Here is a 23,372-nt window from a genome sequence, read left to right on the forward strand (position 1 = left end):
AGATTGCATTTAATATCCATTATTCTGTTGAATTCCCGCGATCTCAGTGTCTTGAACAGGAATTGGCGCTATCGCTTTATCACTTGGGTATGGAAGTGTTTTAGGAGATCCAGGTAAAGCATCAATTCTTGTCACAATCTTTTTTATCCGGCGGAGGTCAAATAGACGTAACCCTTCGAAGCATAACTCTTTTCTTCGTTCCCTTTCAATCAGATCGATAAGTTGTCCACCTGAAAGCATCGTTCTTCTAGCTGTCGGATTAGCCCTAAGTCTTACCGCGTTAATATAATCCCTTGCCTTATCTTCATTTCCGAGTTTTGCGAAAGATTCTGCCGCTGTTAGAAAACACTCGGATGAGCGTATAAATGGTTGATAATAATCTGCCGACGGGGTACTTCTAAGGCCAGCTATTGACAGTGGGAATTTTGTGATAGTCATATCATTTCCAATCCAACTGGATCGCGCATCCCCAGAGTCTTCCTTTAAGATCTCAACAATATCCTGACTGGCATCAAAATTAGGTTCAGTGCCTCGAAAATACTCACCCAGAAAATGGCTGAAGTATGCATCACTTGGTGTTGCCTGAAATAACACCTCAATGCCTGCGCCTATTTTTTTTGCAAACATGGCATCAGGATAGCCTGCAGCAATCGACATCATTGGTACAGCCAAGCCCACTTTTTCTGAAAGATCTGCTGCGTTCTTAAAATCTCCTTTGAAAAGGTATGCTCTTGCGAGCAAAGCTTCAGCAGCCTGACGATTCATATACCTTACATCGCTAGTTTGCTCTGGTAAAAGATTAATCGAACTTTTGAAGTCTTCTATAATTTTATCATAAACTTCGCCAACACTTTCCCGCACAAAAGGCTTCGTAATATCACTTGTCGTGATATAAGGCACTCCAGGATGTGTGGCAGCGTTGGTAAAACTAAATGGTTGGGCAAAAAAGTTGACAAGCCGAAAGAAAACCATTGCTCGAATTGCCAAAGCTTGTCCTTTTAGGTTGTTCGCTTTCGTAGGATTTTCGTTATGATATTTCCCTGACTGCTCAATTACGAAATTACATGCCCTAATAATCAGATATCCATTGCCCCAAACTGCATTTAAGTTTTTCGCAGTGTTGGACAGGTTTAAAACACTTGAATCGTCCTTTTCCTGTGCCCAATTGTACATCAAGGTCAATCCTGGAAATTCTCTAGGTTTAAGGTTGTCAGCTGCCAATTCCGGATAGGCTTCTTCTATTCCATCTGCGAAACGCTGATTGAGCATTACATAGATGCCGTTCTGAAAAGATTCAAGACCTTTCAGATCATTAACGTAGGACTGGCGAATTAACCGGCTGTCGTTTGTGACTTCCAGGAAGTCCTTTTTACATCCCATTAGCCCTAGTAAAAAACAAATGAGAACTATAGATTTTTTAATTTTCATGTCAATTATTTTTTATCCAGTAGATTAAAAACTGGCATTCAATGTAAATGAATATGTTGTCTGTTGAGGGTAAAGGTATCCGCCGCTACCATAAGCGTTTATATTTTCCGGATCCTGTCCTGAATATTTTGTCCATGTCGCCAGATTATTCCCCTGGGCAGAGAGACGTAAGTCGGACAGGCCGAAACGCTTGATCAGATCCTTTGGCAAGTTATAGCTCAATGTAACATTAGAAAGCCTAATAAAATCACCATCAAAAAGATATCTTGTTGATGGCCTTGAACCATTGTCAGAAACATCTCCAGCAATCCCGTATAACAAACGCCGTGGATTAGATGCTATGTCACCAGGTTTTCTCCACCTGTCCAGTGCACCTTTACTCTGGTTAATGAATGGATTTGTTCCATCATTCACAAGAATTTCATTATTGAAATAAATAGATGAGCCATAAGAATAGTAAATCATTGCAGATAGGTTCCAATTTTTAAACCGGAAACTATTATTAACAGAGCCAAAACCATCCGCCTGAGCTTTTCCAACAAACGAAAATTCGGCAAGGGAATAGTTTTCAGTTTTGGAGCCGTTCTTATCAAACCACGTGGGCCTACCGTTTTCAGGATTTACCCCGGCCCATACAGGAAGGTAAAATGAATTATACTCCCGACCTACCTCATTGGCCATGTTTGCCGAGCGCATTCGAGCTAAGGGGAGATAGGCTTTTGTCAGTATATTCTTATTTCGGCTCCAATTTACCATTAGATTCCAAGAAAACATGTTTCCCTGGATCAAATCAGCTGAGCAGGTCAATTCTATCCCGCGATTTTTTACGTCTCCTATGTTATCATTATATGAAGTAAAGCCAGTTGCAAGGGGAAGTTTAATCTGCTGTGAAATAAGGCCAACCGTTTTTCTTTGGTATAAATCCAGTCCGAGAGACAATCTGTTGTTAATCATTCGAAGGTCTAGTCCGAGATTCACTGAAAATGTTTTTTCCCATTGGATATTCGGATTTCCCGGAAAGCTAAAGATATCGGGATATAACGCGATTCCATCTAAATAATCAACACGTGCAAGTCTATCGTACCGGTAAGCATCAGCAATTGCTGCAGAGTTTCCAGCTGGTCCAAAGCTTCCTCGCAGTTTCATGTAATTTAATACATTTTTGACTTCATCAAACCAATTCTCATCAGAAAATAGCCAACCTCCTCCAACTGACCAGTAAGAGCCAAATCTTTCATTCGAACCAAATCTGGAAGACCCATCCGTGCGTATAGATCCAGATAAGAAATATTTTTTGCGGTACGTATAGTTAAGTTGAGAAAAGTACGACAGCATCGTTTGCTTTAATTTACCACTTGTCCCGTCAGCCAAGGTACCGACATTAGCCTGTTCCGTTAAGGGAAAATCCTTTATTCCATATCTGAATATCCCAGAGGACATTTCAGTCTGAACCTGTGCTTCTTGTCCTAGAAGAATGTCAATATTATGGTAGAGACCAAATTGTTTATTATATTTTAAAAGATTTGTATTTATTAAATTCGTATTTCTCGTGTTCCTGAAGTCTATTCCACCACCGAAGTCCAAGGTCTGGAAAAATGGTAACATCGGATGAAATTTTTGGGTGTTCTCCATGAGGAGAAAATCTATACCAACGTTTGATAGAATTGTAAAATCATTTAACAATTTTACCTCTCCATATAACTTACTCAATCCCCTATATGAAAGGTTACGATTAAAATTAAGTTCCGATGCAGCAATAGGATTAGCACTTGGTACCCCGAGTAAACTTGTTCCCCAATCATATGTATACCTAAAGTCGCCATTTGGTAAGTATATGGGATTTAAAGGGGATATTGACAATATTTCAGAATCACCTGTTTGCCCGCTAGAAGACTGGACATTGTAGGATACTGATGTATTAATACCAAATTTCGCCCACTTCGCAACCCTATTCTCAAAATTCAACCTAGCGCTATACCTGTCAAATCCGGTATTTTTGACCACACCATTTTGGCTACTATATTCGAGACCAAAATAAAAATTCGAATTGCCATTCCCCCCTGATGCTGATAATTCATTAACTAAAGTAACCGAATTGTTTTTGTAATACGTTTTGCCCCAGTCATCTGCAGGATAAAATGTTAGCTTCCCAGACTGATCGTTAAAGGAGGGAAATTTCGGTTTAGTATTGGGAGTAGCAATTTCGGTAAGATCGGATAAGATTTCTGCATCCGTAATACCTGGTGTTGAATTACGATAGGATTCAAATAAAAGTTCCAGGTACTCATTCTGATTTAGCATGTCAATTTTGCCTTCTAATCTTGACGCAATTGATGCTTGAGATCTAAAGTTAAATTGCGTTTTACCGTTTTTACCTTTTTTTGTGGTCACTAAGATTACACCATTACTCGCTCTTGAACCATATAAAGCAATAGCAGATGCATCTTTGAGTACTGTAATGGTTTCGATATCTGAAGGGTTGAAATGGGCCAAAGGGTTTGAGCTAATGTTACCATCAAAGCCATTTCTAACACTTAGTTCTTGTAAGATCGGCACACCATCTATCACTATCAACGGACTTCTACTCAACCCACTTTCACTTACATCACCTCCAGTAGCGATTCCTCTAAGCATAAAGTTACTGGTAAATCCCCCTGGCTGTCCTGATCCGCTAGTCACCGCTAATCCAGGAACCAATCCCTGTAAACTCTTATCAAAACTTCTGTTCGGTAAATCCCTGATCTGATCGCCACTAATTACAGTAACCGCTCCAGTTAACGTTCTTTGTTCCTGTCTTCCATAAGCAACGTTTACCTCCTGAAGATCTGCTGGCTTGAATTTCAGTTGTATAGTCAATTCCTCTTTCACGACAACTTCCCTTTCCTCATATCCCACGTAAGAAATAACCAATACCGCTTTGTCATCCACATTCGGCATATGAAATTTGCCATTTTTATCTGATACTATCGACAGCCTCGAACCTTTGATGTTCACGGTTGCCCCCGGCAGCGGCTGCCCCTTCTCATCCAATACCACACCCCGCACATCAATGGGAGGAGTGAGGGCGTCCACCACCCTGTCCAGAAAGCTGGGCTTTTCCTTCTCCTTGATCATTACCGAATTGTACCTGATGGAAAACTCCAGGTCCTGATCCTTCAAGATCTCCCCCATGGCTTTTTCCAATGGCACATTAGAAAGGTCCACATCTACCTTGGGTTTGCCATTGATTACGTTTGTTTTGTACACGACCAAATAACCGGTCTGTTTTTTGATTTCCCTGAAAGCTTCCCTTAGGGAGATGTTATCTGCCTTTAGGGTAATGTTCTGGGCTAAAGTTGATGCAGAGACCTGCACCATAAAGGCCGTCATGATGACGATGATCAATTTCATAATACGCCACATTTTTTTAGATGCGACATAGTAAGTATTGCATCCAAATAGATGAATAAATTTCATACTTTTACACTGTCTTGGTTGCGCCGCTGGCCTTTGGATCCTCGAAAAATCTTGGCCCGCGACATTGTTTACAATAAAATCCGTTAAGGGTTGATATACCAGTGACATACAACCGGAGGTGTTCGCTGCACTTCCGGTTTTTGCTTTTCAGCAAAGGTGGTTATTCAATACATGACTGGTTGTCCGCTGTAGGGTAAAGCTATTTCATGATTGTGATTCTCCTTCCTTCTACCTTAAATTTTAAATCCCCGGTGAACTGCAGCGTTTCCAGTACTTTCGACACCTTATCGTAACGGGATACCCCGCCACCAAACCTTTCCGACCTGTCCACACCTTTATCGTAAATGATCTCCACGTTGTACCAACGTGAAACCCTTTTCATGATACTCTGTAATTCCTCATCCTGAAAAATGAACATCCCGTTCTTCCAGTCTATCGCATCCTCCGCATTTACTTTGTTCAGCTTTATGGTACCACCATGATCCACTGCCTCAAAGCCAGGCTTTAATACTTCCATATCCCTAGCTCCAGTTACCCGCACACTGCCTTCCAGTAAAGTGGTGGTCATCTTATCATTATCCCTGTAACTTTCTATATTGAAATGCGTACCCAATACCTCTACCTCTTCTCTGTCTGTTGACACAATAAACGGATGCTGCTTATCTTTTGCTACCTCAAAATACCCCTCTCCTGAAAGCTTAACCTTACGTTTACCTTTATCTAACAGGCTTGCAGAATAACTCAAACTAGATGCAGCATTCAACCATACTTTCGTACCGTCCGGCAACGCCACTCGATACGTTTCACCCATACCTGTAGTTAAAGTATTCATGGCATTGGTTGATGGAATATTGCTATCCCCTATGGTATATACCAACTGGCCATCTTCCGTCTTGGTCACCGTAACACCAGTTTCTTTTGAAATTTCACCATTAACAGCATCTGAAAGCCTGATTTTTTTACCATTTGATAAAGTTAAAATTGCTCCTTCCCTACCAGGTGACACATCATTCACCACTACCAGCCTATTTTCATGCTGTGTCCCTAAAAACAGTATTATTGTAGCCGTAATGATTACAGCAAACATCGCGGCGACAGCTGCCACTTTTCGCCAAGGAAATAATTTTACGGTTTTCGGCTTGCTATCCATTCCTTTGTAAACCATAGACCACAATGCCATTTTCACTGATTCCTCACCACCAGCATTCATGTGTGCCCAATCCTGATTGCCAATTGCCAAAAGGTTCATATAGGCATTGAATAGCCCAATTTCCTGATCTGTAGCAGCTCCGAGGTTGATCTTTTGTGTTAATGAATCTAATGTTTGTTTATCCATGGAATGCGGGATTTGATTGTATGGCACAAAAACGGAAGGTAACACCTACAGGCGCATTAAATATTTTTTAAGATAATTCGCAACTATCTGTAAAACAGCAATAAAAAATATTTAAAATAATAGCACCAATGAGGCAAGCTTGCCCAGCGGCACACGCAGTTTCTTCAAGGCTCGACTGATCTGCTCGTCCACCGTCTTTTCAGAAATACCCAGCTTTTGAGCAATCTCCCTATGGCTCATTGCCTCTTCCCTGCTCATCACGAAAATCTCCCTGCACTTGGGCGGCAGCTCGGAAATCAGCTGCTGGATCAGGTTTTTGAGTTCTTTAACCTCTAAAAGGTTAAAATCATCACAGCTCACCGCATCCAATTCTGTTCCATCGAAAAGGTTCTCCCTCACCTTTCCATCACGGATCATATTGGCAATCTTATATTTCGCGGAAACAAATAGGTATGACTTGAAATTGGTCTTTATCTCTAACTTTTCATGGTGTTCCCATATCCAAAGGAATATGCCCTGGCAGACATCCATAGTATCCTCATGATGGCGCAATATGTTAAAGGCTGAATTATACAGAAATTTCCAGTTACGATCATAAAGTTCGGAAAAAGCATCCCCGTTCCCTTCCCTTAGTAGAAGCAGCAGTGCATCATCCGTATAGGACTTGTAGCTTTCCATGAAATCAGTTCGTGTTCCGGTTTGTTTGGTCTGGAATATTTCGCCAAATCTGATAAATATTTTGCACTTCGGCAATATGCCTGCATTAACTTTATGTTAAGGACACTATAGACACCACTTAGAGTATTTAAAACAGTGAAGATAATTGCAAGACATTCAAGTTCTTTGTTCGGCTGAGGAATCAACAACAAAATGCAAAAATCCGAAGCCAAAAGTTCAAGTTCTTTTCTAGCGATTAAATAATCATTACTTTTTATTGGCCAATCGGAGCGAAAAACAAGTCTTTGACTATTAATGTTATTTTAAATTATAAATTTGTGAATGGATTACGTAAAAATTGAAGGTTTCAAATCTATCCAGAATGCTAAGATCGAAATCAGACCGATCAATATTCTTATCGGTGCCAATGGAGCAGGGAAAAGTAACTTTCTCTCATTTTTCGAATTCCTCAATCAAATCTATAATCAGGCATTGGCGCAATATGTTGCCCTAAATGGTGGCACCGAAAAAATACTACATAAAGGTACCAAAATCACTAATGCCATAAAATGCTATATTTCATTTGGTAACGAGACAAATGCTTATTCATTCACGCTCGAACGCGGGGAGGACGGTTTTATCTTTATGCAAGAGGGACTTTGGTACAATGGCAAAAATCTAGATATAGCCAGTTATAAAAGTGAAGCACAAATCAGGATAAATACATGGTTTAGGGGAAAGTTTATACGTCAACATTTAAATGGCTTAAAAAAATACCATTTCCATGATACGGGTAAAAACTCGCCATTCAACAATACCAGCAATGTAGAAAATGATAGTTTTTACCTTTATGAAAAAGGAGAAAATCTTTCTTCTTTTTTGTTCGGAATCCAAAATGACCATCCTGTGGTATATAACAGGATTGTAAAAACCATCCAATCAATTGCTCCTTATTTTCTGGACTTTTTCTTTTCACCCAATGAAAATGGCAACATCAGGTTACAGTGGAGGGACAAATTTTCATCTGTAGTGTATGGTGCATCGGATCTCTCTGATGGTACGATCAGGTTTATTGCACTGACAGTGCTCTTTATGCAACCCAACTTGCCTACATCGATCATTATAGACGAACCAGAGCTAGGGCTTCACCCGACAGCAGTTTCCAAACTATCCGGCATGATCAAAAGTGCTGCTTCCAAAGGAACGCAAATCATATTAGCTACCCAGTCGGGTGATCTCGTAAATTACTTTGACCCGCAAGACGTAATTACAGTGGATCAGGTAGATGGAGAAAGTAAATTCAAGCGACTTAACCAAGAGGATCTTAAATTGTGGCTTGAAGACTATGAATTGGGTGACTTGTGGGAAAGGAATGTAATCGAAGGAGGGCAGCCTTAAATTATGAAGCGCATCATTATTATCTGTGAAGGCCCAACTGAACTAGAGTTTTGCAAGGATGTCCTGCAACCACATTTCAATGCCAAAGCCATATATCTGCAAACACCAAAGATCAAAAAGTCGCATGGCGGAATAGTCAAATGGCCTGCACTAGTCAATGAAATAACTGCTCATCTCAAGGGCGACTCCGCTGCCTATGTGACTACATTGGTCGATTATTATGGTATGCAGAAAAAACACCTGTTTCCGGGGTGGGAAGATTCACTTGTCATTGCCGATAAAAACCAACGGATGGATTTTCTTGAAAATGCGATGAAGGCAGACATCGATGAACTTCTTCGGAGCCGATATATCCCCTATATCCAACTCCACGAATTTGAAGCACTTCTTTTTAACAACATTACCTCATTTGAGGAAAACATACCGGAAAACGAATTTACCGATAAAGATGAGCTTGAGCAAATACTGAAATTATTCCCCAACCCTGAACTGATCAACGAAACTCCGGAAAACGCGCCATCGTACAGGTTGAAAAAGCTCATTAAAGGTTACGATAAAATTGTATATGGATCAATCATCGCTGAAAGTATTGGACTAGTAAAAATCCGTCAAAAATGCCCAAGGTTCCATAAGTGGATTACTGAATTGGAAAAAAATCCTTTAATCTAACTATCTTTTCTTGTAAATATTGGTTCTAAGTTTAGCAGGATGTGCTTTAATTAGAATTTTATCTTGATTTCTATTAATTCCTAGTGAGGTATATGAACTGGTGAAATCCCATCCTTTTGCTTTAAAGATTCGTCTAATATCTTTAATTTCAAGTCCATCCTTTATAAATTCTTCATTATACAATAACTCAAAATTTATTGCATAAGTAATAGAAGGAGTTTCACTTAGAAATTTAAAATATTCAGGATTATTTTTATGAATATTTATCAATTTACTTCTAAAAGTAATATCTAACTCAATATCATTAGAGTTTATTGCTAACAATGACCTTTTGAAAAAATCGCAAGCTTTATTTATGCTGTCGATGCTAAATTCGGCATTCCCATTTTTGATGTATTTAAGCTGTCTCGGAGAAATATCCAACAAATCTGCAAAATTCAAATCTGTCAAACCTGAAAAGTGCAAAAGCTTAAAAATATTGTGTTTGATATTTTCTTTATTTAAGTTAGCCATGGGGCCAATCTCATAACAAAAACGATTACAAAAAGTGCAATTAATTTCTTTATTTGAATTTATTTAGTTATATTTGAATAGAAAGTTAAACGCGATTGCGCGTTTATAAATAAGGTATTAACAAAGAGTCTCGATCGCAAATTCCGACAAATTAGCATCATAAACGAGACGGTAGTTTAATGCCCTAGGTGATATTTGTGTACATTTGCACAGCTATAGCACCTATGGGCTCTATCGTGATTCCGTTTTATGAGGCGTCGGAACCTTGCGATACGGTTGATGGAGCCCGCTATAGTTTTACCCTCCAAGATATCGTTATTGACTCGTTACGATAACGGGCTTTGAAAACTGAATTAAAACTTATCCTCTACTTACTGCGAAATATACATAAGTGCATTTACCACATATGGTTTTATTCTATTTGCCTCTAAATTTCTAGCAATTATCACATCCAAAAAGAATTAATCTGCTTAAAATAATTGTTTTCGATGAGCCTAGTGCTTTCTAACAGGGAAAAGCCCAATACCACCAGGCACAAAAATAATACGAGGGTAAGATCTTAAACAGAATCTCCTCTTTCTTCCTCCCCCAAACCACTAAGTTGTAATGGAAAACCACATACAAATCCTCAACTCCCTGATCATCTCAGCCCCTGAATGACCACAACTTCACTATGCCAACGCTTCCCCATACTAAACCATACTGAAAAGTAAAACCGGGGTACAACCCAAAAATTACCTAGCAAAGGCGGAAAGTGTTGCTAAATTACTATTACAGGCAACAAATATAAGCACTTAAGCACCAGCTTGTTTCCTGAGAAACGGAAAAACTGAAAAGCAGATAAAGCATCAAAATAAAATGCATCAGACCAACAGGATCTGCACAAAACCGATAAATACAGGCAGCAGACTTTCACTTTAACAACAGCCTATTGCCCCTCAAAAACGACGTTATAATGGAAAGCCGCATACAAATCCTTAACTCCCTTGTCATCTGCGCCCCAGAATGACCTCACCACCCAAGCCGGGTGGGCAGCCTATCCTATTTAACCTGAATTGATATCGCTATAAACAGTTAACAATAGTTAACATAACTGTTACCAGTAAACCATAGCGTAATCATTAAAAACAGTTAATAACGGACAGTAATTTCTCAAAAACCGTTGCCCGTCCCGGCTCTTTCCTCCTCCCATAAACAACATTTCTAACCAATCACAACATCATGAAAAATTCAATCTTTTTGATTGTCCTGGCCGCGCTTTGCCTTTTTTCCAAAGCCAAAGCCCAAAGCCCTAAAACCCTGCTTTCGGGCAGGGTTAGCTCCGCCAGTGACGGCAAGCCTTTGAGCGGCGCTACCTTAAAAATCAATGGTACGGCCCAGTTTACCCAAACGGATGCCTCCGGCTATTTCAGCTTCACCCTGAACAACGCCAATACCAGTAGTGCACCATCAAACCCGGCTCCACGCCTATCACAAGGCAGCCTCACCGTGAGCTTTACCGGCTACCGTTCCAAAACCATTCCCTTTGACCTCAACAATTCTAATAGCACTGAATCTAATGGCCGTGAGGCCCCAGGCGCAATATCTGGTCAAGACAAAGCAAAAAAAGATCTTGAAAATCTAGCTAATAAAGCAAAAGGTTATTTCCTTTTGATCCAGCTCGTGGAAGACCCGAACACACTTGCCGATGTCCAGATCAATGCCGGCTACTACACCGTAAAAGACCGCGAACGTACCGGTACCATCACCAAAATAAGTGCCCAGACCATCGCTAACCAGCCTGTATCAAATCCCCTCGCCGCCCTACAGGGCCGCGTGGCCGGACTGGTCGTCACCCAGCGCAACGGCCTGCCCGGATCCGATTTTGCCGTTCAGCTCCGCGGCCGGAGTTCCATCCAGTCGGGCACATCCCCGCTCTACCTCGTCGACGGGGTGCCCTTCCCTTCGGAAACGGTGGCCCAGTCCAGCACTATTTTTGCCAACAGCCCCCTGAACAGCATCAATCCCTCTGACATCGAATCCATCGAGGTCTTAAAGGATGCCGATGCCACAGCCATCTACGGTTCACGCGGGGCGAACGGGGTAATTTTGATCACCACCAAAAAAGGCCGGTCCGGGGATACCAAGGCCGAATTCAGCCTTTCCACAGGTTTTGGAAGGGTGACGCGGCAGCCTGAGATGATGGGCACAGAACAGTACCTGCAGATGCGGCGGGAAGCTTTTGCCAATGACAAAGTAACCCCAACGCTGGCCAACGCACCGGACCTTTTAGGCTGGGACAATAACCGCTATCAGGATTTTGCGGATATTTTTATAGGCGGTGCCGCCCGTACCACGCAGGGCCAGCTCCGGTTGTCGGGCGGGAACAGTTCCACCACCTATGCCTTGAGTGCAGGCTACTACCGCGAAACCACTGTATTTCCGGGTGAAACGGGCCTGTCCAAAAAGGATGCGCAGCTGAGCCTGACACACCGTTCTATGGGCAACCGCTTCACACTGAACGTTTCGGCAGGTTATGGCAGCTCGCTCAACAGGCTTTACCGGGACGATCTATCCGGATCGATCACGGCAGTGCCCAATTCGCCGGCCCTTTATGACAGCAACGGCAGGCTGACCTGGCTGGATAACGGCATCAGTTTCAGCAATCCCATGGCCAAAGTCTATGAGCCCAACGATTTCCGGACCTACCGCTTCAACGGCAATGCCGTGGCCGGCTACCGCATCCTGCCCGGTCTGGAACTTAAACTTTCCTCAGGCCTGAACGCGGTCAGCGTCAACCAATATGCCGCCACGCCGATCATTGCGCAAAACCCTTCAGGCGCGCCAACGGGCAGTGCCAACTTTGGGGACAACACCAGCCAGACCTGGAGCGCGGAGCCTCAGCTGAATTACGCGCTTGACCTGAAAAGCTATGGCCAGCTCAGCATGCTGGCCGGTGCCACCTGGCAGGGCAGCTTTAACCGCGGGAGCATCATCCAGGCCTCAGGCTATACCAATGACCTGCTGATCGGCTCGGCCGGCTCGGCAGTTACGCGCGAGGGCAGCAATACTTACGCGGATTACCGCTATCAGGCCCTTTTTGCGCGGATCAATTACAACCTTGCGGGAAAATACCTGCTCAACCTCACCGGACGACGGGACGGTTCATCCCGCTTCGGTCCGGAAAGGCGTTTCGCCAGCTTTGGTGCCGTCGGCGCGGCCTGGGTATTCTCGCAGGAAGACTGGCTGCAGCAGGGGCTGCCGTTTTTAAGCTTTGGAAAATTACGCGGCAGTTACGGTATCACCGGCAATGACCAGATCAGCAATTACCAGTTCCTGGACAGTTATATTTCCTCACCCGTCTACGGGGGGCAGACCGGGCTTTATCCCAACAGGCTCTTCAATGACAGCTATGGCTGGGAAACCAGCCGCAAGCTTGAAGCCAACCTGGAACTGGGCTTTTTGAAGGACCGCATCCGCATCAGTGCAGGACTGTTCCGCAACATCTCGGGCAACCAGCTGGTTGCCTATTCACTGCCCGGACAGACCGGTTTTGGTTCGGTACTGCGCAACCTTGACGCCCGGATCGAAAATCGCGGGCTAGAGCTTGAGTTGAATACGGTCAACTTGAAAGGCCGCTTCAGCTGGTCCACGTCTGCCAACCTCACCTTCACCCGCAACAGGCTGCTGGAATTCCCGGGCCTTGCATCCTCCAGCTATGCTTCATCCTATTTCATCGGACAGCCGCTGGGCATGGTACTCGGCTACCACTATACCGGCATCAGCCAGGTCACCGGGGCCTATACCTTCGAGGACAAAAACGGCGACGGGCTTTACAACACGCAGGACTACTATCAGTTGGGCACGCGCGAACCCCGTTTTTATGGTGGGATATCCAATACCGTCCGCTGGCAGGGCTTTTCGCTGGACGTATTCTTCCAGTTCGCACGGCAGCTGGGCACCGATATGGTCTATGGCTCAGCCACACTGATAGGCTCGCGCAACAATGTCCCAGCCCTGCTGCTGGACCGCTGGACACCCGAAAACCCCAATGCCCGCTACCAGGCCTATACGCAGATGACCAGCGGGGCACTCGGCGCAGCCAGGTCTCTGATCCGCCTTTCGGATGCGGCACTAGTGGACGCTTCCTTTATCAGGCTGAAAAACATGGCCTTTGCCTACGAAATCCCTTCAGCACTCGCTTCCCGGCTCCGCCTGCGCTCGGCCAGGCTATCACTGCAGGGACAGAACCTCTGGACACTAACGCCTTATGAGGGCATTGATCCCGAAAGCCAAAGTGCATCCACCCTTCCGCCGCTGCGCATGATCAGCTTCGGACTGCAGTTAACCCTTTAGTTCACCAAATGGATAAACAATATGAAAAATTCAAAAAAAGCAATTTATAGGCGGCTGGTGTTACCAGTATTCTTAGCGCTGATGACCACTAACGGCTGCAAAAAATTCGTCGAAATTCCAGCCCCCATCAATCAGCTCACGGCTGAAAGCACCTTTTCCAGCGATGCGACCGCCAGCTCGGCCATCGTGGGGATCTACAGCCGCATGAGCCAGGGCGGCATGGTACAGTCCATTACGCCATCTGCCGGGATGTACGCCGATGAACTGTTGAATTACGGTACAGCCAGTGACTTCTCGCAGAGCCTGATCACCCGCAGCAGCTCAGGCACCCTTAACAGCAATTTCTGGAACCTGGGCTACCAGTACATCTACTTCTGCAATTCGGCAATGGAACAACTCCCTGAAAGCAACGGCGTTTCCCCTGCACTCAAAAATTCGCTTAGCGGAGAGGCCAAATTTTTAAGGGCCTACCTTTACCTGCAGCTGGCCAGTCTGTTCGGTGATGTGCCGCTGGTCACCTCCACCGATTTTGCGCAAAATGCCAGCCTGCCCCGTAGCCCTAAACCGCTCATCCTTGACCAGGTGAATGCTGACCTGAAGGAGGCGGTAGCCTTGCTGCCCGAAGTCGTTGAGTCCGAAAAAATCCGCGCCAACCGTTATGCGGCCATGGCCCTCTCTGCACGTGCCGCCCTCTACGGCGGGGACTGGGCAAACGCCGAGCGCCTATCGGATGCGGTGATCGAAAGTAAAAAGTACCTGCTGGCTACAGACCTTTCCAAGGTTTTCCTCAAAAACAGTACAGAAGCGATCCTCCAGCTCTACCCTACCCAGAGCGGTCAGAATACACCGGACGGACTGACCTTCCTGCCTGCAAGTGCAAATGAACAGCCCAAATATACCCTGACGGCCACCTTATTGGATGCCTTTGAGCCGGGTGACCTGCGCAAAAGCGCCTGGACGGCTACACGGACCTACCTCGGTCAGCAGGTCAGCTATCCGGCCAAATATAAAGTACTCAACACCGCTACCCTCAGCGAATACCTGATGGTGCTGCGCCTATCCGAACAGTACCTGATCCGCGCCGAAGCGAGGATCCAGCTCGGGGAAACCGCTAAGGGCATCGCCGATTTGAACCTGATCCGCAAACGGGCAAGGCCTGAAGCCACTACGGCACTGCCCAACCCACTGCCGGATCTGAACCCTGCGATGGGCAAGGCCGATGCCCTTCTGGCTGTTGAAACGGAGCGGCGGCGCGAACTTTTCTGCGAAAATGGGCATCGCTGGTTTGACCTGCAGCGCACCGGACGCGCCCCTGCAGTCCTTGCAGCGCTCAAACCCGCCACCTGGATCCCGAGCGGCATCCTCTGGCCCATCCCTGCGGAACAATTGCTTTTAAACCCTTTCCTCATTCAAAACCCCGGATATAATCTATAGACCATGAAAAACATAATCCAGTTATTGATCCTGTTGCTGCTGGGCAGCAATATGGTACAGGCACAAAGCAAAACCTATAAACGCCTGGAAACCGGTGACCTGTTGCCGGATATCGAACTCGCCTATACCCTCAACGGCAAAACCGCTACCATGCGCAGCACTGAACTGCGGGGCAAACTGATACTGCTGGACTTTTGGAACATCTGGTGCAGTGCCTGTATTGCGGGCATGCCACGGATGCTGAAGCTCGAACACCAGTCCGGACCGGACTTTCAGGTACTGCTGGTAACCAACAACAGCGCCAAACAGGTCGGTGACCATTTCAATGCGGTCCGAGCCAGGACCAAGGCCGGTGAGGCTGTCCCCGGGATACCTCCTGGACTCAGGTCTGTTATTGCCGACACCGTACTCCACCAGCTTTTCCCCCACCGCTCTGTCCCACACCATGTCTGGATCGGCAGGGACGGCAGGGTCAGGTTCATTGCTCGATCGGACGATGCCACACCTGAAAACGTCAGGCGGATGCTCAATGACCGACCTGTAGACCTGGCATTAAAAAAAGACACCGGGGCCTTTAACCGCAACCTGCCCCTTTACCTGGACGGCAACGGGCGTCAGCTCAAAAACCTGAAATATTATTCGATGATCTATACCGAAGCGGGTGAATGGCAGAACAGGCTCAAGGCCGAGGAAACCGATACCCTCGCCGGGGTTTTCAGATACCGCTGTCTCAACTTTAAACTGCTCGACCTTTTCCGTGATCCTACGCTGAGCAAAAATCAACTGAAATTTTTAAGGAATAACCGGCTCGTGCTTGAGGTCAAAGACAGCAGCAGGTTTTATAGCCCAAATGACAGGAACGCCCGGTCCAAATGGCGAAGCGAAAACCACTGGTGTTACGATACCGCCATTCCACTTACCCAAAAGGCACAGTTGGACAGCTTGATGATGGCAGACCTCAATAAGTTCCTGCCCTATACCATAAAAATCGAAAAACGAATAGTGCCCTGCCTTGCGCTTATCAGGTTCGGGAACGGCCGGGAGTTTGAGGCCAAAGGCAATGAAGCCACCCAAACCCGTCTAAAAAACAATACGTTTACCATGCGTAATGCAACCATCGACAAGCTCATCAGCAATGGGCTTGCCTATTTGGACAAAAAGCAAAGCAGACCGATAGTTGACGACACGGGATATTCTGGTAACATCAGCTTAGATCTATCCGACTATCGTGACATTATACAGGTCCGGAAGGACCTGCAGGCCTTAGGGCTCGATCTGGTGGAAAAAACACTCAGCACCGAAATGCTGGTGATCCGGGATAAATAGCAAAAAAGCACGCCGGAGAACCCGGCGTGCTTTTTTTTTTAGTTTAGGTCTTTGTCCTCAGAATCGGTCTGAGAATCTACAACCGGATGGCCTGGGTTACCCGTATCCTCCAGTGCAAAAATGGCACATAACTCATCGTCACCACCACATTCCTCTGGCAGGCTTTCAGTAATGGTATAACTGTCGCCTTCGTCTTCAGGACCGCCATTGTAGCGGAACCATTGCCTTTCGGTTTTATCGCCCGCGTACTTAAATGTTTTAGCGTAAGTGGCTACGCTTCCGCCTAAAGCCGCTACGGCTACCAGCATTCCGAAAAATAATTTTTTCATGTTTTTGATTTTTGGTATTATAGTTTAAGATCTCCCCTGTTTCTTTTAACAGGCCAGGGAATTTACCTGTGTCCGCGCGTGGATATCTTTGTTTGTTTCAACCTGTTATTGATGTAAAGCCCTGCAATGGCCATGGCAATGAATGCACTGTTAAACAGCAGGTGGTGCGGCCAGGTCATACCCGATATCACCCCGCCACAGCTGCAGGGCAGTTTGGTGCGTTCGATAATATTGTACCCCAAATACACAGTGAATACCATCATAAGCAACATGGCTCCCCACAAGCCTTTTATCCTTGTTCTAGGGATGATCAATAGTATGCCCAGCACGACTTCCAGTCCAATAAATGCCGGTGCTAGTATTGCATGCAGGCTCGCCAGATAGGGCAGTTCACTTAATATTTTGTTGAAGGAGCTGTAGGTAATCATCTTACTGCAGGCGGTGTAAAAAAACAGCAGCACATACAGATAAGTGATCAGGTCCAGGGCGGTTTCCCAGGCTTTGGTTCTGGTAAATATATTTCGTTGTGTAATTGTTTTCATAAGCTACAGGGCTGATAGGCCGTTATTTTATTGTATGTTATATTTTTAGCGATCATTATGCTGACTATCATTTTTCATTGACTGGGTTTCACACCCGGTTTCAAACTGGGTTCCTGATATGCGCTATACAGAAACCAAGTCTTACGCCTGGCAAAGTTGTTAACTATTATTTCTATTGACCAGGTTTCAAGCTGGGTTCCGGATGTGCGCCATACATGAGCTCAGTCTTACACCAGACAAAATATTGTTAACTATAATTTTACCTGACTAGGTCTCCTATTAGGCTCCGGACCTGCTCCCTGATCTCCTCCAGCCCTGGTCTATTGGCTGCCTCCTTGTCCAAGCCCCTCCCGATCAGCCCCGTAATATTCTCCATTCCCGTATGCCCATAAACAAAGCCTGTCATATCCTCCTTAACTTCCTTACTCAAATTTTTCACCCTGATCCCCGTAAAAAATACCAACATCAATGCGGATAGCCCATAAATATCTTCCTTTACACTTGGCAGCCTTCCCAGGTTCTGTTCGGGCGACATAAAACCCGGTGTTCCAAATCCAAATGGCGGCAATGGATACTGCGCGTTCAGGTCAAAGGCCAGTTCCCAGTCGATGAGGTATATTTTTCCCTTTCTGCCCACCAAAAAATTCGCTGTACTGATATCACGGTGCAGGAAACCCTTTGTATGTATCCGGTCAATCATCTGGATCATTTCCAGCAGCAGTTCCAATAACTTGATTTTATCCTGCCGGGTGATTTCCTTCCAACTCCTGCCCTTATACACCCGGTCAATAACTTTCCTTAATGAAATCCCCCTGATCCATTCCATCACCAAATAGGTGTTCCCATCCTGCTGGAACAGCTCAAACACCTTTGGGATATGGACCACTGATGCTAATTGATAATAGATATGCTGCTGCCAGTTCAGCCGGTCATCCATATCCCTTCCTGCGCTATCTGAAACCATGTATTTTTTCCCCTCCTTGATAATGCACCAGACTGGTAGCAGGTATTTGTTGAGGTATAGTGCTTTAAGTACATCGCCTTTGGGATCGGATTTCAGTTCGGACAGCACGATGTACTTATCTGCTAATACCTGTATCCTCGGCTTTTTATTCCGCTCAGCTGGCGACACATCCCTGTATTTGGTTTTTATTTTTGACCCAGTTTTTGCCTGATCTGTCAAAACACTGTTATTATCGCTGCCTCTATTGACAGGATTACATTGTCCACTAGTATTTTGTCTGGTATCTATCTGGTCAATAAAACTGACTGGAATAACGGTATCGGCACCAATATCTTCGTGAGCATCATTTATTTGCCTCAGGATCTCCTTCCCTGTATCTGCAGGGGCAATAAAACTAACAGCGGGATCAGCGGCGTCAATAGGTACCTGAATATGATCCATTTGGCAATTAATCCCTTCCCCCTTTTCTGACCGGTCAATAAAAACGCAGTCATTCAATTGCACCATCCCTGGTACTCTCGGCCCATAAAAATCCGCAGTCAGCCGGACAAGCCGCTGCAATAGCCCCTCCATCCCATTCGGCACGAACACAATCACTACCTTACCCACATGCTCCGCGCCGAGATAACCGTTTAGCACAAGCTTAGCTGAAGATTGATTTTTTACCATTCCAAAGCCCAAGCCTAACTGGACGAATTCCGGGGTCATAAGTTGTAATAATGTCGGTAACTGACTGATCACAACAGATAGGTAAACCTTTATATAATCTTCAACGACCGCCTGCTTACAGATCAGGTAATGATTATCTATCGTGTATTTTAAGCTATGCTCCTCCAGCAGTGCAGCATAATCATCCCTTACAGAAGCAAAGTCTTTTATGGCCTGGTTTTCCATGGATTGCATTTCAGCTGATAAAGGATTATCCCAAAAACCGATACGAGCAGCAGTCCCAAATTGATCACCAGCTGACCACCCCAGCTGCTGTTTTCAAATAGTCCATTACAGGTTTTTGGATGACTCGATAAATAACCATAGTAGACAGTAGCCACATAAACGGTAAAACCCATCATCAATAACATCGATAGCCAGAGCCCGTAAATCCTGTGTCTACCGCTTAGCAGGAACAGCGCGGCACAGATCTGGGTATAAGGCAAGGCAGGAACAAGTACATGCAGGACTTTACCATCAAAAAACTGCAAATGCATATCCGAACGGTAATGGCCGTAATCCAAAAGTTTGGTCAGCGCGGCAAAAGCCCATAACAGTATGAGAACGGTGGTGATGACATCCAACAGCGCTGCTTTTAAGGATTCTTTTCGGGAGGGCGTTTGGGCAATCATACCCGTTTGTTCCCCAAAGATTAGAATTGTGTTTTTCATGGGTTCAGATTTGGTCAGGGAGATCTTTGCTGTCTCCTTGTACAAATCTGAGAATGCGAGCTGGGAAATTTTCCGACAAATGTCGGAAAATGAAAAAGGCTGCTACCTAAAAATCGGTATTATCGGTAAAGATTCAGAAAAGAGAACAGTACAGCTAAGCACAACCCGCCCCACTTGTAGCATAGTCCTGTGGTTGAACACAACAGTAGCTAACGGCTAGCAGCAAAAAAATCGGTCGAAGCCGATAAGCAGCAAAGTGGCTGGACTATGCAACAGCAAATCCAATAAATCCCCAATTATTACGGAAATCAGAAATAAAATGATCTATAAGTCATCTCAATGCGCTACCAGTGTTGAAAGATAGAGCCAATTCAGGAGCTGTACAATTTATCATAATTATCCAAGTACTCAATTATGGGTATTTTACGGTTTCCCATACCGATTATCTCCCCTCAATTTATATTTTTAGATTTTGACCAGAATCCTTCGCCTAACCTAATTATGAAGATCAAACATAACGATATCACCATCCCAGCGGACAATCCATTCGAGCACTGCAAACTGGACCGCAAAAAATACGCAGATGCGCTGACAAGCGTAGTTGCCGGATATAAGAACGGATTTGTACTCTCCATTAATAATCCCTGGGGCACAGGCAAGACCACATTCATTAAGATGTGGCAGGCCCAATTGACCCAGCTTACTTTCCGCACCCTTTATTTCAATGCCTGGGAGAATGATTTTGACCGGGATCCGTTGGTTGCCATCATGTCCGAGCTCAATACGCTGCGCAATAAAAAAAATGAAAAGCTTTTTACCAGCGTCATCCAAAAAGCAGCCGTTATCAGCAAGAACATTGCACCAGGGCTGGTGAAGGCAATTATAGGCAAACACCTTGATTCCGAGATACTCCTAGATGCGATAAAAGGGACTACAGAAAGTGCCACGGAGATTTTTAAGGAAGAGATCGACAATTATGCCAAAAAGAAGAAAGGGCTTATCGAATTCCGGGAAGACCTCGAAAAATATATCAAGGCCCACAATGACGGGAAGCCTCTGGTATTCATCATCGACGAACTCGACCGCTGCAGACCGGATTATGCAGTCGAGGTCCTCGAGCAGATCAAGCATTTTTTTAATGTGCCAGGCATTGTCTTTGTGCTTTCCATTGACAAAGTGCAACTGGGAAATGCTGTGAGGGGATTCTATGGCAGTGAACGGATTGAGAGCAATGAATACCTGAGACGGTTTATTGACCTGGAATTTTCGCTGCCTCCTCCTGAGAGTGGAGTTTTTGCCAGGTATCTGTTTGAATACTTTGATTTTGACACTTATTTCAAAGCCCCTGAGCGCAGTGCTTACCGTGAACTTCAGGAGGATTCCGAAGCATTTATACATTTTGCAATCCGGCTGTTCTCCGTTACCGGGCTTACACTAAGGCAGCAGGAAAAAGTCTTCTCTGCCGCCAGAACCATACTCAACACCTTTACCATCAACAATTATCTCTTTCCATCGATATTTATCCTGCTGATCTATATCAAGGATTTCCGGCCGGATTTTTACAGTATGCTCATGGCAAAGGATACACCCTACCAAAATATCATTGACGAACTGGCACAGGTATTTCCAAAAAACATTGATCATGATGATGAAATGACCTTTCTGGTTCCTGAGGTTACTTTGCTGTTGATGTATCAGAATAGTCTGCTCAGGAAAGGGAAACTGCAGCAGTTAACCGAAAAGAATGAGCAGAACAAGGATACCTTATTGGTCAAATCCTGCGTTGACGCCACATTGGGAGGAAGCCATTTCCTGGGTGTACTGGAAACCCTCAGGCGTAAAGGTTCATTTAGCGTTTCGATTGACCATTTGATCAACAAGATCAACCTGATGGAGTCCTTCAAGACAGATCTTGGGCTTCCATCTTAATGGTGCAGGCATTAAATCCAAATCCTCTGCGCCAGACATGAGTTACATAACCCTGGCAACCTTACATAATATTAACCCCAAACCAAACATGCAGGTCAGATTCACACAAAACCAATTAACCGAGCTATTTAAAGCCTCGGCCTCCAAATTGTTTCAAAAAGACGTAAACAGTATTTTAGACGGCGTAAGTGAACCGATGTTATGCAGCCGTATGGCTATTTACATGGAAAATCTTTTCCTGGACTACAAAATAGAAGGTAATTATTATGCGGACACCGAATTTAACCGGAAGCAGAACGGTAAGGTTAAAACGATAATTGATGATCAGATGCAGGTCATCAGGATCAAATGTGACCTCCTCCTCCACAGCCGTGGTGAAGAGATTCCCGACAACCTGATCACTGTCGAAATGAAAAAATCCAGCAGGCCAGCTTTCCACAAGGCAGCAGACCGCAAACGCCTGCGCGCGATGACCAAGAAACAGGATGTTTATCCTACCGACGGAACTACCTATCCTGAGCACGTATGTGGTTACATTATCGGGATATACATGGAGATCGATAAAAACAAAAGAACCTGTCTTTTTGAAAAATACAAAGGTGGCGATATGATCCAGAGCTGGAGCCTTACATTTTAGTTTTTGAATCTTATAGCGGGAAGTGGCTATTAGGCACATCACAGTGAACATTTCCCTTGTACGGGGCACTAAGTGTCACATTTATGGTCTGTTTTCCCATTGGAGGAATGGACAGTTAAGGTTACAATCCGATTTATGAACTATATTGCTTTCGCGAAAACAGACTAACCCGCCTCATTAAAAGTCAGCTTGTTTTATTGACCTACCTCTATTAACAGTTGGCGAAGGCGTCAGCGGATATTTTCCAATCAAGGGTATCACTGGATATTTTTCAGCCAAGGTCGAAAAAGAAACAGGCACCTAAAAACATTATTTACCGGGGTATTTGGTCGCACGAAACAATGGAAACAGATCGGCATAGCACAGTCCCCACCACTTGAAGTACAGGCCTGCGGTCTCCCACAAATTCCCCCACGGATAGATGCAACAAAAGCAATTTCGGGCGAAGCCGATAGGCCGCAAGCGCGTGGGGGAATACCGGTATATCACATAAATGTCCAGCATACCGAATATCGAAAACCCTTAATGGGTAAACCTATCGGCAATAACCTTTTATTGCACCATAAGCCTTTGGAAATTTCAAGTTTAGCATGAAATTAATTAACTTAGAGCATATTATGCCTAACAGAATAGAAAGAACTGCTAACAGTCCGGCAAGCAAAGCAGCTGTAAATGCGAAACAAAGTCATGGAAATGATGAGTATGTGGTAAAAAAAGTAGCACAAGCTAAAGCTTTCATTGAAAAGACAGGTCTTCCGCAACTGATCAAAAAACATTAAAATAACATACTTGAGGCCCTGAATACGGGCCTTTTTTATTCCCTTTTCCCGCTGTAATCGCAAAACCTTTGATAACATATACTGGTGTATATTCCGAAATTAAAATAGAATCTTCGCCTGCAATCTAGAAATTAGTAGCTGGCAAAGGTGTCACGACCAGAAGCCCTTTTCGGCTGATAGCTTAAGCCTTGGTAACCCAAAGATGCTAGCTCCCAGGAATATGCTTCAGGCGCATATGAGCTCTTGGTTAATGGTCAGGAT

Annotated in this window: 17 protein-coding genes; 8 read left to right on the forward strand and 9 right to left on the reverse strand. The window is 44.7% G+C overall.

Annotated features, from left to right (window positions below; all coding sequences use genetic code 11):
* Positions 1 to 9: 9 nt before the first annotated feature.
* From DBR40_RS07220 to DBR40_RS07235, 4 genes are all read right to left on the reverse strand, one after another.
* Complete coding sequence (locus DBR40_RS07220; RefSeq protein WP_124559081.1) at positions 10 to 1,428, reverse strand: RagB/SusD family nutrient uptake outer membrane protein; 1,419 nt, start codon at positions 1,426 to 1,428, stop codon at positions 10 to 12.
* Between the two features lie 24 nt (positions 1,429 to 1,452).
* Positions 1,453 to 4,818, reverse strand: coding sequence for a SusC/RagA family TonB-linked outer membrane protein (locus DBR40_RS07225; RefSeq protein ID WP_158674000.1), 3,366 nt, complete (start codon positions 4,816 to 4,818; stop codon positions 1,453 to 1,455).
* 265 nt (positions 4,819 to 5,083) lie between these two features.
* Positions 5,084 to 6,220, reverse strand: a complete 1,137-nt coding sequence (locus DBR40_RS07230; protein WP_124559083.1) for a FecR family protein — start codon at positions 6,218 to 6,220, stop codon at positions 5,084 to 5,086.
* A gap of 111 nt (positions 6,221 to 6,331) precedes the next feature.
* On the reverse strand, positions 6,332 to 6,898 hold the full coding sequence (locus tag DBR40_RS07235; protein WP_124559084.1) for an RNA polymerase sigma-70 factor: 567 nt from the start codon (positions 6,896 to 6,898) through the stop codon (positions 6,332 to 6,334).
* 321 nt (positions 6,899 to 7,219) lie between these two features.
* Between DBR40_RS07235 and DBR40_RS07240 the strand changes: the two genes are divergently transcribed.
* Both DBR40_RS07240 and DBR40_RS07245 read left to right on the forward strand, forming a co-directional pair.
* Positions 7,220 to 8,275, forward strand: coding sequence for an AAA family ATPase (locus DBR40_RS07240; protein WP_124559085.1), 1,056 nt, complete (start codon positions 7,220 to 7,222; stop codon positions 8,273 to 8,275).
* 3 nt (positions 8,276 to 8,278) lie between these two features.
* Positions 8,279 to 8,944 (forward strand): DUF4276 family protein, encoded by a 666-nt coding sequence (locus DBR40_RS07245; RefSeq protein WP_124559086.1) that lies wholly within the window; start codon positions 8,279 to 8,281, stop codon positions 8,942 to 8,944.
* Here the strand turns inward: DBR40_RS07245 and DBR40_RS07250 are convergent, their stop codons facing one another.
* A complete protein-coding gene (locus tag DBR40_RS07250; protein ID WP_124559087.1) occupies positions 8,945 to 9,457 on the reverse strand; it encodes a hypothetical protein in 513 nt (170 codons plus the stop codon). It abuts the gene before it with no gap.
* A 1,221-nt stretch (positions 9,458 to 10,678) separates the two neighbouring features.
* Here DBR40_RS07250 and DBR40_RS07255 point away from each other — a divergent pair.
* The 3 genes from DBR40_RS07255 to DBR40_RS07265 are packed head-to-tail and all read left to right on the forward strand — an operon-like array spanning position 10,679 to position 16,552.
* Entirely contained in the window at positions 10,679 to 13,792 is a 3,114-nt protein-coding gene (locus DBR40_RS07255) for a SusC/RagA family TonB-linked outer membrane protein (protein ID WP_124559088.1), read from the forward strand.
* Positions 13,793 to 13,813: 21 nt separating this feature from the next.
* Positions 13,814 to 15,226, forward strand: a complete 1,413-nt coding sequence (locus tag DBR40_RS07260) for a RagB/SusD family nutrient uptake outer membrane protein (protein ID WP_124559089.1) — start codon at positions 13,814 to 13,816, stop codon at positions 15,224 to 15,226.
* Between the two features lie 3 nt (positions 15,227 to 15,229).
* Positions 15,230 to 16,552 (forward strand): TlpA family protein disulfide reductase, encoded by a 1,323-nt coding sequence (locus tag DBR40_RS07265; protein ID WP_124559090.1) that lies wholly within the window; start codon positions 15,230 to 15,232, stop codon positions 16,550 to 16,552.
* 38 nt (positions 16,553 to 16,590) lie between these two features.
* Here DBR40_RS07265 and DBR40_RS07270 read toward each other — a convergent pair whose 3' ends face one another.
* From DBR40_RS07270 to DBR40_RS07285, 4 genes are all read right to left on the reverse strand, one after another.
* Positions 16,591 to 16,881: a hypothetical protein gene (locus DBR40_RS07270; protein WP_124559091.1), complete on the reverse strand. Its 291-nt coding sequence runs from the start codon at positions 16,879 to 16,881 to the stop codon at positions 16,591 to 16,593.
* Positions 16,882 to 16,943: 62 nt separating this feature from the next.
* Positions 16,944 to 17,423 (reverse strand): MauE/DoxX family redox-associated membrane protein, encoded by a 480-nt coding sequence (locus DBR40_RS07275; protein WP_124559092.1) that lies wholly within the window; start codon positions 17,421 to 17,423, stop codon positions 16,944 to 16,946.
* Between the two features lie 259 nt (positions 17,424 to 17,682).
* Positions 17,683 to 19,281 (reverse strand): serine/threonine protein kinase, encoded by a 1,599-nt coding sequence (locus tag DBR40_RS07280; protein ID WP_158674001.1) that lies wholly within the window; start codon positions 19,279 to 19,281, stop codon positions 17,683 to 17,685.
* The gene (locus tag DBR40_RS07285) at positions 19,263 to 19,766 is read right to left on the reverse strand and encodes a MauE/DoxX family redox-associated membrane protein (RefSeq protein ID WP_124559094.1); all 504 of its coding nucleotides are present in this window, start codon (positions 19,764 to 19,766) and stop codon (positions 19,263 to 19,265) included. The genes DBR40_RS07280 and DBR40_RS07285 overlap by 19 nt, the downstream gene beginning before the upstream one ends.
* A gap of 501 nt (positions 19,767 to 20,267) precedes the next feature.
* Between DBR40_RS07285 and DBR40_RS07290 the strand changes: the two genes are divergently transcribed.
* From DBR40_RS07290 to DBR40_RS07300, 3 genes are all read left to right on the forward strand, one after another.
* Positions 20,268 to 21,695: a P-loop NTPase fold protein gene (locus tag DBR40_RS07290; RefSeq protein WP_158674002.1), complete on the forward strand. Its 1,428-nt coding sequence runs from the start codon at positions 20,268 to 20,270 to the stop codon at positions 21,693 to 21,695.
* 37 nt (positions 21,696 to 21,732) lie between these two features.
* Positions 21,733 to 22,332, forward strand: coding sequence for a hypothetical protein (locus DBR40_RS07295; RefSeq protein ID WP_233603827.1), 600 nt, complete (start codon positions 21,733 to 21,735; stop codon positions 22,330 to 22,332).
* Positions 22,333 to 22,922: 590 nt separating this feature from the next.
* A complete protein-coding gene (locus DBR40_RS07300; RefSeq protein WP_124559096.1) occupies positions 22,923 to 23,111 on the forward strand; it encodes a hypothetical protein in 189 nt (62 codons plus the stop codon).
* The last annotated feature ends 261 nt before the right edge of the window (positions 23,112 to 23,372 follow it).

Source organism: Pedobacter sp. KBW01 (assembly GCF_003852395.1).
Taxonomy (GTDB): Bacteria; Bacteroidota; Bacteroidia; order Sphingobacteriales; family Sphingobacteriaceae; genus Pedobacter.